Origin of the sequence: Paenibacillus sp. KS-LC4, from assembly GCF_036894955.1 — a bacterium.
Lineage (GTDB): Bacteria > Bacillota > Bacilli > Paenibacillales > Paenibacillaceae > Pristimantibacillus.
In genome coordinates, this window is the sequence record NZ_CP145905.1 from 3,439,864 (window position 1) to 3,455,148 (window position 15,285).

The 15,285-nt window shown below is 47.4% G+C and carries 13 protein-coding genes; 4 read left to right on the forward strand and 9 right to left on the reverse strand.

From position 1 onward, the window contains the following. Nucleotides 1-22: 22 nt before the first annotated feature. Complete coding sequence (locus V5J77_RS14450) at nt 23-1,027, reverse strand: ABC transporter substrate-binding protein (RefSeq protein WP_338551536.1); 1,005 nt, start codon at nt 1,025-1,027, stop codon at nt 23-25. Between the two features lie 898 nt (nt 1,028-1,925). Beyond that, complete coding sequence (locus V5J77_RS14455; protein ID WP_338551537.1) at nt 1,926-3,440, reverse strand: carboxypeptidase M32; 1,515 nt, start codon at nt 3,438-3,440, stop codon at nt 1,926-1,928. Nucleotides 3,441-3,635: 195 nt separating this feature from the next. Here V5J77_RS14455 and V5J77_RS14460 point away from each other — a divergent pair, with 195 nt between their 5' ends. Beyond that, complete coding sequence (locus V5J77_RS14460; RefSeq protein ID WP_338551538.1) at nt 3,636-3,956, forward strand: iron-sulfur cluster biosynthesis family protein; 321 nt, start codon at nt 3,636-3,638, stop codon at nt 3,954-3,956. Nucleotides 3,957-4,034: 78 nt separating this feature from the next. Further along, on the forward strand, nt 4,035-4,604 hold the full coding sequence (locus tag V5J77_RS14465) for a carbonic anhydrase (protein ID WP_338551539.1): 570 nt from the start codon (nt 4,035-4,037) through the stop codon (nt 4,602-4,604). Between the two features lie 101 nt (nt 4,605-4,705). Here the strand turns inward: V5J77_RS14465 and V5J77_RS14470 are convergent, their stop codons facing one another. Beyond that, nucleotides 4,706-5,263 carry a DUF309 domain-containing protein gene (locus V5J77_RS14470; RefSeq protein ID WP_338551540.1) on the reverse strand — a complete coding sequence of 186 codons (558 nt, stop codon included), beginning with the start codon at nt 5,261-5,263 and terminating at the stop codon, nt 4,706-4,708. A gap of 79 nt (nt 5,264-5,342) precedes the next feature. Here V5J77_RS14470 and V5J77_RS14475 point away from each other — a divergent pair, with 79 nt between their 5' ends. After that, nucleotides 5,343-5,825: an STAS/SEC14 domain-containing protein gene (locus V5J77_RS14475; protein ID WP_338556809.1), complete on the forward strand. Its 483-nt coding sequence runs from the start codon at nt 5,343-5,345 to the stop codon at nt 5,823-5,825. Nucleotides 5,826-5,971: 146 nt separating this feature from the next. Here the strand turns inward: V5J77_RS14475 and V5J77_RS14480 are convergent, their stop codons facing one another. The 6 genes from V5J77_RS14480 to V5J77_RS14505 all read right to left on the reverse strand — a co-directional run bounded on the left by V5J77_RS14480 (nt 5,972) and on the right by V5J77_RS14505 (nt 13,325). Next, nucleotides 5,972-6,772: a hypothetical protein gene (locus tag V5J77_RS14480; RefSeq protein ID WP_338551541.1), complete on the reverse strand. Its 801-nt coding sequence runs from the start codon at nt 6,770-6,772 to the stop codon at nt 5,972-5,974. A 4-nt stretch (nt 6,773-6,776) separates the two neighbouring features. Then, complete coding sequence (locus tag V5J77_RS14485; RefSeq protein ID WP_338551542.1) at nt 6,777-7,763, reverse strand: ABC transporter substrate-binding protein; 987 nt, start codon at nt 7,761-7,763, stop codon at nt 6,777-6,779. A 106-nt stretch (nt 7,764-7,869) separates the two neighbouring features. Further along, a complete protein-coding gene (locus V5J77_RS14490; protein ID WP_338551543.1) occupies nt 7,870-9,474 on the reverse strand; it encodes an AraC family transcriptional regulator in 1,605 nt (534 codons plus the stop codon). Nucleotides 9,475-9,521: 47 nt separating this feature from the next. Then, nucleotides 9,522-10,400, reverse strand: a complete 879-nt coding sequence (locus tag V5J77_RS14495) for a tetratricopeptide repeat protein (RefSeq protein WP_338551544.1) — start codon at nt 10,398-10,400, stop codon at nt 9,522-9,524. 22 nt (nt 10,401-10,422) lie between these two features. Next, complete coding sequence (locus V5J77_RS14500) at nt 10,423-11,379, reverse strand: ATP-binding protein (protein ID WP_338551545.1); 957 nt, start codon at nt 11,377-11,379, stop codon at nt 10,423-10,425. A 473-nt stretch (nt 11,380-11,852) separates the two neighbouring features. After that, on the reverse strand, nt 11,853-13,325 hold the full coding sequence (locus V5J77_RS14505; RefSeq protein ID WP_338551546.1) for a YdiU family protein: 1,473 nt from the start codon (nt 13,323-13,325) through the stop codon (nt 11,853-11,855). Nucleotides 13,326-13,513: 188 nt separating this feature from the next. On the opposite strand from V5J77_RS14505, the gene V5J77_RS14510 reads away from it, so the two are divergent. Beyond that, entirely contained in the window at nt 13,514-15,280 is a 1,767-nt protein-coding gene (locus tag V5J77_RS14510) for an Imm51 family immunity protein (protein WP_338551547.1), read from the forward strand. Nucleotides 15,281-15,285 lie beyond the last annotated feature (5 nt).

Here is a 15,285-nt window from a genome sequence, read left to right on the forward strand (position 1 = left end):
TTTTTCCTCCTCGCAGCCATCGTTACTTCACGGCTTCAATCGCAGCTTCCGCAAAGCCCGTGTTTACGATGGCATCATGCTCGGTTCGCGCCTTCAGCTCGCCGGCCGAGGTCATGACGTCCAGCAAATTGTTCCATTCCTCTTGATCAATGATCGGGTCAGCCGCAAAAGAGCCTTGCTGCTTATAACGATCAATCGAGCTAATCAAAATGCTGCGATCTACATTTTCAAAATAAGGCAGCACAACGTCCGCAATCGTTTCGGCATTATTTTCAGCCACCCATAATTGTGCCCGATGAATCGCATTGGTGAACGATTGCAGCGCACCCTTGTTTTTGCTTGTAAAGCTTTGCTTCGCCATATAAACGGTATACGGCAAATGTCCGCTCTCCGCCCCGAAGGAAGCTACAACCTTGCCACGGCCCTCTTTCTCAAAAATAGATGCAGTCGGCTCAAAAAGCTGTACAAAATCGCCTGTCCCTGAAGCAAATGCTGCCGAAATATTGGCAAAATCGACATTTTGGATCAGCTCTAAATCCTTCTGCGGGTCAATTCCGAATTTTTTCAGCGTAAATTCTCCAGCCATCTGCGGCATGCCGCCCTTGCGCTGCCCAAGGAAAATCTTCCCTTTCAACGACTGCCAATCAAAGCTAGACTCAGGCTCCCGAGCGACGAGAAACGTACCATCGGTCTGCGTCAATTGGGCAAAATTGATGACCGGGTCATCCGCACCCTGCTGATACACATAAATCGACGTCTCTGAGCCGACAAGCGCAACATCAATCACGCCTGACAGGAGCGCCGTCATCGTCTTGTCCCCGCCAGCCGTTGTCGTTAGCTCAATATTCAGCCCTTCCTGTGCAAAAAAGCCCTTCTCCAGCGCAACATATTGCGGCGCATAAAAGAGGGAGCGCGTGACCTCGCCGACTTTTAGCGTTGTTTTCTCACTTTTCCCGCCACAGCCGGTCAGCACAGCGGTCAGCGCCAGCGTGACAACTAGCAGCAACGTTGTCCATCTTCTCCTCATCCCTTTTTCTCCTCCCGCTATTTACAGCTTGCATGCTGTACTCCAGCCTATGCGTGCGCAAGCTCGGCGGTGATTGCCGCTAGCAGCTTTTTGAGCACGAAAAAGCCGTTATTCCACCTGATGCGGAATAGCGGCTCTACTAGGGCATGTATGTAATCGCAAGCAAGGACACAACTCATACATGGGAACCTACTTACCAAAAGACAGCTTCATGCTGCTCTTCTTTTGAAGCTTTGCTCCCTGCACAAAGACGCAGAGATAAACATGGAGGACACAGCAGCCGCTATTCTTGCGGAATCACTGGTTTTGGAACAGGCTGCGGACTCAGAAGCCGCTAATGCGCTGCCCAGCGTCATTTTGAGAGGATTATGATGACAATAGCGAATCTCCAGTCCTCTTAAGGCCCGAAATGGGAGTCAAATCCAAAATAGCGGAAACTCAGTCATTTAGAAAAGGAATAAATCACCAAATGTACATAGTCACAGCCACAGTGGTTTCTGTGAGTATGCTCTAGTAACGATTGCATACTAAGCTTCCTTAAGTCTTGTATGGTCAGAGGGGATCGGCCTCGCACGGGGAGCGACATAAATATGTTTAAACAGTTAAAGAAGACGTGGTCGGGTTCCAATCCACGCTCCCGCACGGGGAGCGACAGCACACCCAAAAACTCCTTACACAGCAAGGAAAAAAAGGTTCATTTTCGCGAACCTCGTTTTCCCCTCTCTTTACCGGCCCATTATTTAACCCGTAATCCGCATTTCTAGTTATTGAGCGCAGAGTGCGAACGTCCCAGGGTTTTCATGGGAGCTTGGGGTTCGCGCGGGGAAGTTTGGTTCCTGCCACTATCGCAGCTTCCTTCCCCCACTAAACCTCCTTATAAGCTAGAACCATTCCCTTATTACAGCTTATAAATCTCGCTATATTTCTTCTCCAAATATTTCACCAAATATTGCGGGTCCAGCGGCTTGCCGGTTACATTTTGGATCAGCTCAGAAGGTGTTCTGAGCTTGCCATATTTGTAAATGCGTTCGCTGAGCCATTCTTTAATCGGCAGCAGCTCCCCTGTACTTACAAGCTCCCAGAAGTTCGGCAGCTCTCGCTCCAGCGTATCGGCGAATTGCGCCGCATACATGTTGCCCAGAGAATACGATGGGAAATAGCCGAATGCCCCGCCGGACCAGTGTACATCCTGCAGAACGCCTTCTGCATTTGTCGGCGGCTCAATACCGAGATATTCCTTATATTTTTCATTCCAAATGGCTGGAAGATCCGCAGCCTTCACACCTTCATTAAATATCATTTTCTCAATTTCATAGCGGATAATAATATGCAGATTGTACGTCAGCTCATCGGCTTCGATGCGAATAAGAGACGGCTGAACGACATTATTGCCCCGATAAAACTGCTCCAGCGTTACATCCAACTGACCCGGAAACTGCTGCTGTAATGCAGCAAAATTATGCTGCCAGAACGGCTTGCTGCGGCCAATAACATTTTCCCAGAATCGCGATTGCGATTCATGAATGCCCATAGAAGTGCCTGTGCTCAGCGTTGTTCCATCCAGCTCAGCCATAATATTTTGCTCATAAAGCGCATGACCGCCCTCATGAATAGTGCCAAACAAGGCGCTCGTCACATCGTCTTCCAAATAACGAGTCGTAATTCGCACATCGCCTGTATTGAGCCCCGTTGCAAACGGATGCGCGCTTTCATCAAGTCTGCCCGCTTCAAAATCATAGCCCATCTGCTGCAAAATCCGCAGACTGAACGCTTTTTGAGCTTGCTTATCATAGTTTTGGCGCAGGAAGGACGTATCTGGCTGATGCTTGGACGCAGCAATGGCTGCTGCAAGTGGCACAAGTTGCTCGCGCAAGCCGCCAAACACTTTATCCAGTTCCTTCACGGTCATGCCTGGCTCATATTGGTCAAGCAGCGTGTCATAGCGGGTTTCTTTCGGGCCCCAAAGGTCGATAAACTGCTGCGTGTAGTCGATTACTTTTTCCAGATATGGCTGGAAGCCCTCGTAATCGTTCGCCGCCTTCGCTTCTTCCCACTTGGATTCAGCTTGAGAGCAAATAACGACATGCTCTTCATAAAGCTTAGGAGGGATTTTGACGCTGCGGTCGTATTCTTCCCTTGTATCCGTTACAAGCTTGCGCTCTATTTCGCTTAGTCCACTGAATGTTTCTGGCTGTTCCAGCTCACTTAGCCATTCACCTAATTCAGGCGATGTGGAGAGCTTGAACATGTCGCCAGACAAAGATCCGATGACCTCCGAGCGCATATCCATGCCTTTACGCGGAGCGCCAGTGCGCAAATCCCAATAAAGTACGCCAAGTGCCTCACCGTAGGCTTTCATTTTTTTCACCGTTTCCAGAAATGGAGCTAGCGCCTTCGAGTTATGTAAGGTCATTTCTCATCACCCTTTCCAAATAAATAAAAGATCAGCCTATTTCAATATGAAAAGTGTAATTTCTGCCAGAGAAAAACACGATTCCTTCATCTTTCATCTGATCTTAACTTGATCTTAACGATTACTGTACGTATAATCAACTTTAATCTAAACATCATTAAAAGTGCGAATTGAAATGGAAGAGAGGCATTGCCTATGTTTATAACTTTTTCCCCGTCTGCAGTGGAGAAGCTTTCACCCTATTTAGAGGATGGCGTTCACCAGCTTAAGCTGCTGCATGACACCGAAGGCTGCGGCTGCGTCGTTAGCGGCGTCCCTGCCCTTCAGCTTGTAAAGGAACCTAGCACAGATGACCGCTTAGCACAAGGCCACCCCTTCTCCTTTTTGTATGAACCCCGCCATGAAGTTTATTTTGAACCTCAACTACGCATTGGTTACGATACAGATCGTGGAACATTCAGTTTGAAAAGCGACGGACAAATTTATTCAATAAACTTGAGATTTTTGACAGCCTGACGGCTACAGCCTATGTATATTGTGTTTTGTTAACCTGCAACTATGATTAACCTGCAACAACAGATTTAGGAGGAGTTTATGAATAACGTCAATCAAATCATGAACGACAATAGAGCATTTGTCGAACGCAAAGATTATGAGCAGTACATAACGAGCCGTTTTCCCGACCGTAAAATGGTCATCGTCACCTGTATGGATACACGGCTAACCGAAATGCTTCCGAAAGCGATGAACCTGCGCAATGGGGATGCCAAAATCATTAAAAATGCAGGCGGCATCGTCACCCAGCCGTTCGGCAATATTATGAGGAGCGTGTTAATTGCGATCTATGAGCTGCAAGCCGATGAAGTATTTGTCGTGGGGCATCACGGCTGCGGCATGACTGGACTTAATCCCGAGGTCATCGTTCAGCATATGACGGAACGCGGCGTACCTGAGCAGACAGTTGAAACATTGCGGCATTCTGGGCTCAACTTCATGCGCTGGCTGACTGGATTTGACAATGTGAAGGAAAGCGTGGAGAAAAGCGTAGGCATTATTCGCAACCACCCTTTGCTTCCACCTAACGTTCCCGTTCATGGTATGACTATCGAGCCGGAAACAGGCCAACTGGATCTCATTGTTAATGGCTACGACAGGCTAAAATAAGCTTAATTGCAATCCTTCCCTACATACATATATTTTTTTGAAAAAGAAGCCATTCCCGCACAAAAGGGATGCTGAACCGTCTACTGCTTACGCAGAGCCGTTCAACGATTGTGCGTGGATGGCTTCTTCTTTCTCGCAGCGATTGCTTCTTCTCTCGCGGCAATGACATCGCTGCGATCCCGCAACGTATGACGATGGATAAGCGCTTCATCTGTCCTATCACTCGGCAATCCCCACTTCGACTGAGCTACGCCTCTTTCGGCACATTCCTGCTCGCATAACAATTGAAGCTGAGCATCGACAACAACGAGATTCATATCTTTGTAAGCAGGCGAAGGAGCATCTTCTAGCTGCTTTGACCTTGAGAGTGCAGCTTCCAGCTCGATTATAGCCGCAGCGCCATCTAGCCCGAGGCTGTCCAGTGCTTCGACAGTCAGCTTGCCAAGCGCTTGCTCATACATTTTCGCTGCACCTGCTAGATTGCCCCGCCGCTCATGATATTGGCCGACAGCCAGCTGTATCAGCCCTACCCAGATTAGCGCCTGTTCATCTGCGGGATGCTCCTTCCAATATGCCTCCAACAGCTCATGACATTCAAAAAAATCCCTCGTTGCATGAAATTCAACTAAATACGCTACATAATTCTCTGGATATTTCATACCAATCTCCCCTTCTGCTACTCTCATTCATTGTATCGCTTTGCTCTGCTGCGGCGCAACCTCACTCCCAGCGACAGCTATAACTCTTTTCGTAAATAATGTTGCTTTATTGCATAAGGCTTTTATCCTTATTGATTTTATTCGAAATTTATACATAATTGTAACTAAGGGAGATGATTCCAAGTTGAGTAAACAGAATATCAGCACAACCGTTTCAGGAGATTTAATTGTTACCCATCTAATTGGTAACATTAAAACAGATGATGTTAACGAATGGTTTCATGGCCTCGAGCAGGCTTGTCAGTCATTCATTTCCGAGGGTCGGAAATACAAATTGTTGGTGGATAGAAAAGGATACACGCCAGATCACTTTTCTGTTCAAAAAGCATGGAAAGATAAGTTCTTTCATGAAACCATTTTGAATAATAGCAAGGCAATTGCGTTTATCCTCGAAGAAGGGGAAATCATGAATTATTTACAACAATCCAATACAAAAGAATCCGTAAAGTTTTTTGATAATTATGAACAAGCATTTATTTGGCTGAATGAATATCCAATATAAAGCCTTTATTAAACCAGTTGCTTTCGATCAACTGGTTTTTTATGCCCTTAAAGTTGCTGTTGTCATAAAATCCAATAAAAAGAAGCTCCCACCAGCTTGCGCCGCAGGAGCCTGTATATAAGCACATTCAATCTTTACGTTAACCGCTACGTATTTGCACCATAGCCCAATAAATCGAGCCTTTCCTTATCACCGATTTTGGGGCAAGTGCTGCAATACCCATGCAGCTGTAGTCCCTCCCGCCTCAGCCGATAAGCCAAGCAGCAATGCCGGCGTAAAACAATTGGAGCCCCTTCATATTGAGGATGATGAAATTTGCGAAATGAAACAGCCAGCGGATTGCCCTTCCTTTGCTCTAACAAAATACTCCGATCGGCCAAAATAAGCTGCAATCGCTGCTCCGTTCGCCAAACATCAGCATTCTGCTCCAGATGGACATAGCTATTTTGAACATAATTCGAAATAAGCGACCACATCATGTTCACCTTTGCACCTGTTCGCGAGGACACCGCCTCCAAAATCATTTCTGTATGCTGCAACAAACGGTCTATCCATTTCTCAACCTCAACCTTGCGCTGCTCCATCTCACAAACAGGCAGTGACGGCTGCTCCGCTATCCTTACCTGATATTCCATTGCGGCAAGACTCGTTATTCGAAATTCCACATTTTCAGGCGCTGTTGCAAGTCTACAATCAAATAAACTAACTGCAGATACGAGCCCCATAAATAACACGGCGTAACGTTTGGCAAACAAGGTGCCCACTACGATATCGCCCGGATCTTCCAGCTGTCTGGACTGGAGTTTCATAATGTGAGAGCATCTGGTCGGATCCAGAAGCTCTACAGCAGAAAATGGATAAGCAGCCTTCTCCAATTCCCCTATGGAAACTCGAAAATTCTGTTGTAAAAAGCAAGCCGCCTGTTCCTTCAGAGCATACTCCTCCATCTGCTTACTCCATCATTTTCAATACTTCATCTATAATTTCTCCACGGCCAATGACGCCCCAGCCTTTAAACAGCCAAAACGAGTCTGTTTCATACACCTCATTATTTTGCACCGCGGAAACCTTATTCCAGAAGGGGCTGTCCTTCATGCTATTCAAATTATCCTGTCCATTAGGATCAACTTCAAGCACGATGTAATCAGCGTCGAGGTCAGAAATCACTTCTAAAGACAGCTCGCCGCGCTGCTCTTCTGGCGTCAACGATGTTTTTGAAAAGCCGAGATCATGGTACAACAGCATAGTGGTAGGATGACCTTTTTCCGCGTATATTTGCAAATTCTTCTCTCTGACCCTTAAGTAGGCAAGATTTTGATTTTCGATAGACTGTATCTTCTCGCTGGCTTGCTTGGTCTTTTCATCAAGCTCGGCTATTTTCTCCTTAGCCAAATCCACTTTGTCGTACAGCTCGGCCACTTTTAATAAATCTTCAGTCCAGTAGGTCGTATCATCGTCATACGCCAGCCACTCCGTTCCAAGCACAATTGTCGGTGCGATCTTTGCCAGCTGATCATACGTATTTTCCGCAGTCCGGCTCTCTATGAGAATGACATCCGGCTCCAGCTGAACAATCGCTTCCAAATTGGGACTATCCGCAGAGCCTACAAGCTGTACGCCTGCAAGCTCGCTTGCCAAATATGGAAGATAGTCTCCTCCATAACGGGTCTCCACATTCACACCAACTGGTTTTTCACCAATAGTCAGCAGATGATCAATATAAGCAGCGGAGAGCACAACTATTTTGTCGATCTTCGCAGGAACGATCGTCTCACCCTTCAGATGGGTAACTGTGCGAGTCGCTTTTTCAACTGGCTGATTCACTGATTGATTCGTTTGTTTGGGTTCGCTTGCTTGACCTTCTCCTTTACCGCAAGCCGTCACTGCTAGCAGCAATGCAGTCAATAGTATAAGGTACATTATTCGGTGCTTATTCATTTGTTTTTAACCCTCTCTTTATAGTAATAATAATCATTATCACTAATCATAAAGAAAGGTCCTTCCATTAACCATGGATTATTCCATGCAGTTATGGTGGATCTTTTCATTCTATTATTCCGAGCTTTAATGCCGTATAATTCATCGCCCACATTCTCCCGGAAGCACCTAGCGCTTTGAAAAATAAATCACTAGCGTCATAAACATGGTGGCGACGTACCGCATCAAGCGATTGCCACTCTTCCGATAACAGCAATTGCTGCAATCGCATTTTCGAGCCATTAGTGGGGTCAGTCATAAGAAAAATATGCTGTGGATTAAATAATGGCAGGTCATTTAGCTGGATATCGAGCGCCCATTCGTGGGCAGGGAACCGATCGGGAAGCGATAATCCCAGATCATCATAAAAAAGACTGCCCGTTTGATTGCTTTTTCCATATATTCGATAAAAATGCTGAGTCACCCTTATAAAATAAACGCTCTGTCCTCCCAAATAGAACTTCATTCGTTTCTTCAGCTTTTCCGTTCTCTCGCCATACCTGCTTATCCATGCTGCCGCCTGCCGCTCTCTGCCCAATAGGCCCGCAAGCTGCTCCAGCGTCTGTCCGTATTTGTTCGAATGCTTTAGCATGGCAGTCGGCGCAATCTGATTCAGCAGCTCATCCCGCTCCAAGCGATCACTTGTCAGTATCAGGTCCGGCTTTGTTCTCAGCAGCTTGTCGTAATTTGTGTGATCGCCTTGGAGCATAGAGCTTTGCTGGCTGTACGCAATCGGCCTTGAAGTGGTGTCGGTCGAGGAAACCCGATTCTTATAGGACAGTGCAGCAACCGGCTCATAACCAAGTGTAATTAAATGGTCATCCAGCCCATAATATAACGCGGCAATACGATGGCATTTATTTTTAATATATAAGGTAGGAGCAACGCCTTCGGCTTTTTTGAAAACTCTGCTGAAATAATGCTCATCCTTGTATCCGACCTGCTCAGCCACGTGCTTCGCTTTTATCGAGGAAACTAATAGTTGCTTTGCTTTTTTAATCCGTTGTTGCAAAAGATATTCCGTAGGAGTAACACCCATTTTATTTTTAAACGTTTTCGTAAAATGATTCGGACTGAAGCCTGCCATTTCCGCCAATTGGCTAATCTGCAAATCCTTCGAGTAATTATCATTCATATAAGCTATCACCTGATCCAAGCCTACAGTCTGCTGCTGCTCAGGCCTGCTTTTGCCCATCATCAGCAGCAGCTTTGATAAAATATAATGGATCGTTGGCCTCTCCTGTTCCCGAAAATGCCGACTTAATTCGCGTAACTGCTGGATTAAATCCTCAACGGATGAACGGTCGTCCACTAACGCAAGCTTCCCCTGCAATGGAAAAATAGGCTGCTTAATCGACCAGCCCTCTAACGACTTGCTTAATTGCATACAGGAAAACAAAATCAATGAATACTGAATCGGATTCCTGGAATCAGAATATCCTTCAACCATCGTCTCAGGCTGTAGAAAAAATAAATCACCTGGCTTGAATGGAGTGGCATGACCGCTTATGTTCAGCAAACCGTTGCCCGAAGTTATATAGCCTATGGCATACTTATGGAGCATTCTAGGAGTTAATGTAGAGGTTAATGGATCGCCTGCTTGACCCCGAAAAGAAAAGCAGTGAACCGAAGTAAAGATAAGTCTTCTCATCAGGTTTGCTAGATTGTGCATGACCGCTCTCCTCACTTCAGATCTTTTTTTGCTGTCAAAAGGACCCTTTAAGAACCACGGCGCCGCCATCCAAAAACGCGTACATGTACAATGCCCTTCGTCACCCAATGAGCTAGAACATACAGTACAATGAACACAATAAGAAGCGGTTTGAAAAAGATCACCGCCACTAGCCAGCTGACGAAAATCTGCCAGACTTTCATGCGCCTTATGACCTTCATCGGTGCTAAAAAGATACGATACAGCTTATGGCTGTTTTGCAAGGCGCTCAAATACTCATCCTGATACTGCTTGCTCTCTGGATTGAGTCTCACGGCGCTTTGCATATACTTTTCCTGAAGCGTATAGTCGCCCCGATGGCCTGCCGCCCAAGCGAGATGCAGCAGCACACCTGGTTCTTCCGCCTCTGCCCGAATCGCCTGCCTATCCAATTGCTCCGATTCCTCAAAATGCCCCAGCAGCGCTTCCGTATAGCTCAGCACAGCCAAATAAAGCGGCGACTCCGCATTCAGTTCGAGCGCTTGCAGCAGATATTCCTTCGCTTGCTTAAACTTCCCCATTTTGTTCATCTGACTAGCAAGCAAATAATAATAATGAGCTCTGTATGGTTCAATTCGCAAAGCTTCATGTACCGCTTCAAGAAAGGCCTTCACATCATCCGTATCATAATAGATGACAACTCGCACAAACCAAGCATCTGCATGATCGGGATCGCGCTTCAACACTTCACCAGACCAATACATGCTTTTTTCGTAATCTTCCATTAGTAAATAAATCCGGGCGATAAGGGCCAATGCCTCTGTATCTTCCGGGTTATGGCGCAAAATCCGCTCCGTTTGCTCTAAAGCCTCCTTATACCGTTTCCACTCAAGCAATTGATATACAGCGGCATACGTATTTTGCTCAAAATCTCTGTCTGTCGCCAAAGCGTCTCCTCGCTCCCTCCTGCTACTTAATGCCGTGCTTCTTCATATAATCCAGTACAACCTGATAGTCACGGTTGACATCACTGAAGGTTGCATAGTTTTTCGCAGTGGAAAACCACTCCAGCGTTGTCGCTTTGCGGGATTTCACCGCAGCCTTCATATCATTTTGGGAAATCGGCTGCACTTCCCCCGTCTCCAGCATGCGCTCCATCGCTGATTCCACCGCATCGCTAACGACCTGCTCCAAATCTGCTCCGGAAAAACATTTCGTCTCGGCAGCAATGCGCTCTAAATTCAGTGAATCCACGGGCTTGCCCGCTAGCTTCAGCCCCAAAATCGTTTGGCGCTCCGCCTCCTCTGGCGGCGGTACAAATACAAGATGGTTAAAGCGTCCAGGACGTCTGAGCGCGGAATCCAAGTACCATGGCGTATTAGTTGCTCCAATGACAAAGACATTTTCGTTCTCTGCTTGCAGACCGTCCAGCTCAAGCAGCAGCTGATTAACTAACATGCGGTCGTGATGCTGACGCATCTGATTCCGACTGCCGCCCATTGCATCCAGCTCGTCTATGAAAATGACACAAGGCCTGCACTGGCGCGCTTTTTCAAAAAAGTCATGCAAGTTATGCTCGCTCTGCCCCGTATACATCGAAAGAATCGCCTGCAGCTCTATATGAATAAAATTAGCTTCAATTTCGCCCGCAACCGCTCGCGCCAGAAACGTTTTACCACACCCTGGAGGCCCGAACAGCAGCAGGCTTCCTCCCGCAGATTTACCATAGGCTGCGAACAATTCCGGCTGCTTCAGCGGCAAAATGAAGTTCATTCGAATTTTTTTCTTCACATCCTCCAGTCCGCCTACATCATCGAACGATTCCGCTGGCTTTTCTGACTCGACAAGCGATTGATCCTCTTGATTAAATTGAATTAGCTTTAAATTTTTGCGCCTTTGCGCTGCAAGATCATCAAAATCAGACATTAGGCACTCTCCTCTACTAGTCTACTTCTACTTTTACTTATATAGCATGCTGAATTACGCCATTCCTCCATTACCTCTTCCCAGGCAGCATCTCTCCCCTGTCTTTCAACCGACGAGCCATGCGCTCCCTTGAAGGGCACAAAAAAGCTGTCCCTTTACAAATCAGAAAGTTGTGCTGTGAGCTGGATAAGCTCCTCAGTTCCATTCTTGTGCTTGGACAGCTTTATAGGTTTCGACTAGGCAAAATAATATTAAAGCTCTTTCGATGCCTGCTCTAAATAACTTTTTAATCTTCGACCTGCCATGGCATATCTAGCGCTCCTATAAAAGCGGTGATTTCTTCTGTTTTGGGCAAAACGATTCCACCTCTCGCAAATCAAGTAGCATTCGACAATCTTTACAAGTCTTTATCCCGATTGTCGTTCTTGAGAATATTATGCCGGAATATGGCAGCAATGTCTATATTCACGCCTTTACGTTCCGCAATAAGTACGGTAAGCGCGGCCTGACGGCTCAGGCAACGCGGCATAATCAGCCTGCTTTGGAGAATGGGCATACGGATCGGCAAGTGCCTCAAGCAGCCGCTCCATAACCGTATAATCGCCATTAATCGCCGCCTCCAGCGCTTCTTCAACCCGATGATTGCGCGGAATGATGGCTGGATTGCTGCTCCGCATAAGCTGCCCGACTTCTTCTACGGACTGCTCCTGCCTGCTGAGCCTATTCTGCCAGCGCTTATGCCACTCTGTATACTCAGGGCTGCTAAACAAAGCCGAGTCATCCGGCCGATTAAACGTTAACGCCACAAACGTATTGGTGTAGTCTGCGCCATGCGTCTCCATCAACGTGAGCAGGCCTTTCATCAGCTCATCGTCCTGCTCCTCCTCATTGAAAATGCCCAGTTTGCCGCGCATGCCTGAAAGCCAATGGCGGTGATATAGGTCTGTAAAATCCGCTAAAGCTTTTTCCGCAAGCTTCAAAGCCTGCTCCTCCTCATCATGCAGCAGCGGCAATAGCGATTCAGCTAATCTTGCCAAATTCCAAACCGCAATGTAAGGCTGATTTCCATAGGCATAACGGCCTTGGCTATCAATAGAGCTGAATACTGTCGATAGGCTAAAAGCATCCATAAAGGCGCATGGGCCATAATCAATCGTTTCGCCGCTAATCGCCATATTGTCTGTGTTCATGACGCCATGAATAAAACCGACAAGCTGCCATTTGGCAATAAGCGAGGCCTGACGCTTGATCACTTCTTGAAGCAAGGAGAGATAGCGATTATCGTCAGCAGCGATTTGCGGAAAATGCCTTTGCACGGTGTAGTCCGCCAGTGCTCGCAGCTCCTCTGCCGCTGCCCATTGTGCAGCAAATTGAAATGTTCCGACACGGATATGGCTTGCAGCTACGCGGGTCAAAATCGCACCCTGCTGCGTATCCTCGCGGTAAACAGGCTCGCCCGTTTTTACGACCGCCAAGCTGCGGGTAGTCGGAATACCCAGCCCCTGCATCGCTTCGCTAATGATGTATTCACGCAGCATCGGCCCAACTCCCGCACGGCCATCGCCGCCGCGAGAATAGGGGGTTCGTCCCGCGCCTTTGAGCTGAATGTCGACTCGCTCTCCTGAGGGTGTCATTTGTTCGCCCAGCAGCAAAGCCCGACCATCGCCCAAGCGATTAAAATGACCAAACTGATGGCCTGCATAAGCCTGAGCAAGCGGCAAAGCTCCCTCGGGAATTAGATTGCCCGCAAGCATAGCCACGCCCTCCTCGCTTCGCAGCGCCTCGGCACCCAGTCCTAGCGCTTCAGCCAGCCTGTCATTGCAAATGATCAGCTCTGGCTTGCGCACAGAAGTCGGGCTTGTCGCTGTAAACAATGCTTCTGGGAGCCTTGCATAGCTGTTGTCAAAGCTCCATCCGATATGTATATTGGCTTGCTTCTCGCTCATATTCGATCGCCTACTTTTTCATCAATTTGTACACTTCTTCATTTCTTCATTATACTACATCTTGAAACGACATCCTGCGTTCCCGCTCAGCCGCTCAAAAATTAGCCAACCGCCCTCGACTTTCGGATATAATTAACAATATATCATAACAGCTATAGCTATTTCATATTGAGGAGTGAAGCATACGTATGGACCAGCAGCTTCTGGCACAAATCAACCTTTGGCATGAAGAGGAAGCCTTCGAGAGCATTGTTGAGCGACTACAAGAAATCCCTGAAGCCGACAGAGATTATGAGGTCATTATCCAGCTTGCCCGAGCCCTTAACAATACAGCTTGTTACCGCGATGCATTAAAGCAGCTTTCCTTCATTGCCGAGCAAGGCAAGCATGACCCTTTATGGCATTTTCGCCAAGGCTATGCTTATTATTTTCTTGCTCGTTACGTGGACGCCTTGCAGGCTTTTGAGCTGTCCTTCCGCTTGGATTCCAAATCGGAGCCAACCTTGGAGTTTTTGGAGTGGACCAAGCCGCTCGCTGAGAAAATGGTACGCCAACACAAACGTTATGTAGAGGAAAGTGCAGCAGCCCAGGAGCAGCGGAGCTTTGAACAGGACGAGCCCTTCGCCTCTTTCGATTTGCAAAGCTTTTGGGAGGACAGCGACTATGCCCGCAAGTCTTATGTGCTGCCGCAGCCAACCGCTGAGCTGATTGCATCCATTGAGCAGGAGCTTGGCTACAAGCTGCCAGCCTCCTATATTGCCCTAATGAACAGCCAAAACGGCGGTATTCCCGTCAATTGCCGCTTTCCGACGGAGGAGCCAACCTCCTGGTCTGAGGAGCACGTCGCAATAACTGGCATTATGGGCATCGGACGAAATAAATCCTACTCGCTAGGCGGAGATTTGGGCAGCCGGTTTATGATTGAAGAATGGGGCTATCCTGACCTTGGCATCGTTATTTGCGACTGTCCTTCCGCTGGTCATGACGTCATCATGCTGGATTATCGCTTCTGCGGGCCAGACGGCGAGCCTGCCGTCGTTCACGTTGATCAGGAGGATGAGTACAACATTACGTATTTGGCATGCAGCTTTGAACAGTTCATTAAAGGGCTCGTTCATGATGATGTGTATGATAGATCGGCTGAAGAGAAAGAAGCCGATCTGAAAAAAGTAGCAGAAGGCGCATTTTCCCCTCTATTGGCTGAGCTTTGTGCCGCTGTGACGGAAACCGATGAGCTGGAAGCGAAAATCCGGTCGATTTGCACCCAAATTACCGAGGAGAAAGGCTATTTCGTCTTTCAAGCCGACGAGCGGTCTACCTTGATGTATGATTTACAATTTTGGCTGTATACAAAAACCTATCCGAATCCTGCACGGAAAAAATATATCGGCGACTACGATAAAATGATCGCATTCGGCGGCGGCGAGTTCAGCACAGGCGGCTATGCGCCAGCCTTTATTACGGACTGGCTCGATGATCGTATTAAGCTGGGAAAAATCCTTGTAACGGAGCGCACTCTCGCGATGACGGATGAAGCTATCGAGCAGATGATTGAGCAGTTAAACGCCTATGCGGCCCCTAACCATAAAGCCGCGCTTCCTTCAGAGGCTGATGGGATTACCGCACAATTGCGACCTTTTATTTTTGCCTGCCACGACAATAAATCCTATTCTGTTCTTTTAAATGCCGGCACCTACAAGCAGCAACTGTTTGATACGAGGGCGGAAGAAGGCTTTCAAGGCAGCGGCTATGACTGGGGCTCGCTTGCAGCTGTATTTATAGAGGAAAAAATGCCTGAGCTTGCCGAGCACATCCACTTCGATTCAGAGGCAGATATGTTCTGCGTCTATTCCAGCAATCGGGAGGCTATGATGAAATTTGCGTTAGCCTTCAAAGCAGCCTGTGAGAATGATGATTTAATTAATGATTTATTTGCTCGCGCCGAGCTGGATTAATTTTT

Excerpts from the sequence above, each read along its gene's own strand:
- V5J77_RS14490 (WP_338551543.1), bottom strand. The coding sequence starts at position 9,474 with ATGCACAATCTAGCAAACCTGATGAGAAGACTTATCTTTACTTCGGTT.
- V5J77_RS14480 (WP_338551541.1), bottom strand. The coding sequence starts at position 6,772 with ATGGAGGAGTATGCTCTGAAGGAACAGGCGGCTTGCTTTTTACAACAG.
- V5J77_RS14510 (WP_338551547.1), top strand. The coding sequence starts at position 13,514 with ATGGACCAGCAGCTTCTGGCACAAATCAACCTTTGGCATGAAGAGGAA.
- V5J77_RS14470 (WP_338551540.1), bottom strand. The coding sequence starts at position 5,263 with ATGAAATATCCAGAGAATTATGTAGCGTATTTAGTTGAATTTCATGCA.
- V5J77_RS14460 (WP_338551538.1), top strand. The coding sequence starts at position 3,636 with ATGTTTATAACTTTTTCCCCGTCTGCAGTGGAGAAGCTTTCACCCTAT.
- V5J77_RS14500 (WP_338551545.1), bottom strand. The coding sequence starts at position 11,379 with ATGTCTGATTTTGATGATCTTGCAGCGCAAAGGCGCAAAAATTTAAAG.
- V5J77_RS14465 (WP_338551539.1), top strand. The coding sequence starts at position 4,035 with ATGAATAACGTCAATCAAATCATGAACGACAATAGAGCATTTGTCGAA.
- V5J77_RS14505 (WP_338551546.1), bottom strand. The coding sequence starts at position 13,325 with ATGAGCGAGAAGCAAGCCAATATACATATCGGATGGAGCTTTGACAAC.
- V5J77_RS14450 (WP_338551536.1), bottom strand. The coding sequence starts at position 1,027 with ATGAGGAGAAGATGGACAACGTTGCTGCTAGTTGTCACGCTGGCGCTG.
- V5J77_RS14485 (WP_338551542.1), bottom strand. The coding sequence starts at position 7,763 with ATGAATAAGCACCGAATAATGTACCTTATACTATTGACTGCATTGCTG.
- V5J77_RS14455 (WP_338551537.1), bottom strand. The coding sequence starts at position 3,440 with ATGACCTTACATAACTCGAAGGCGCTAGCTCCATTTCTGGAAACGGTG.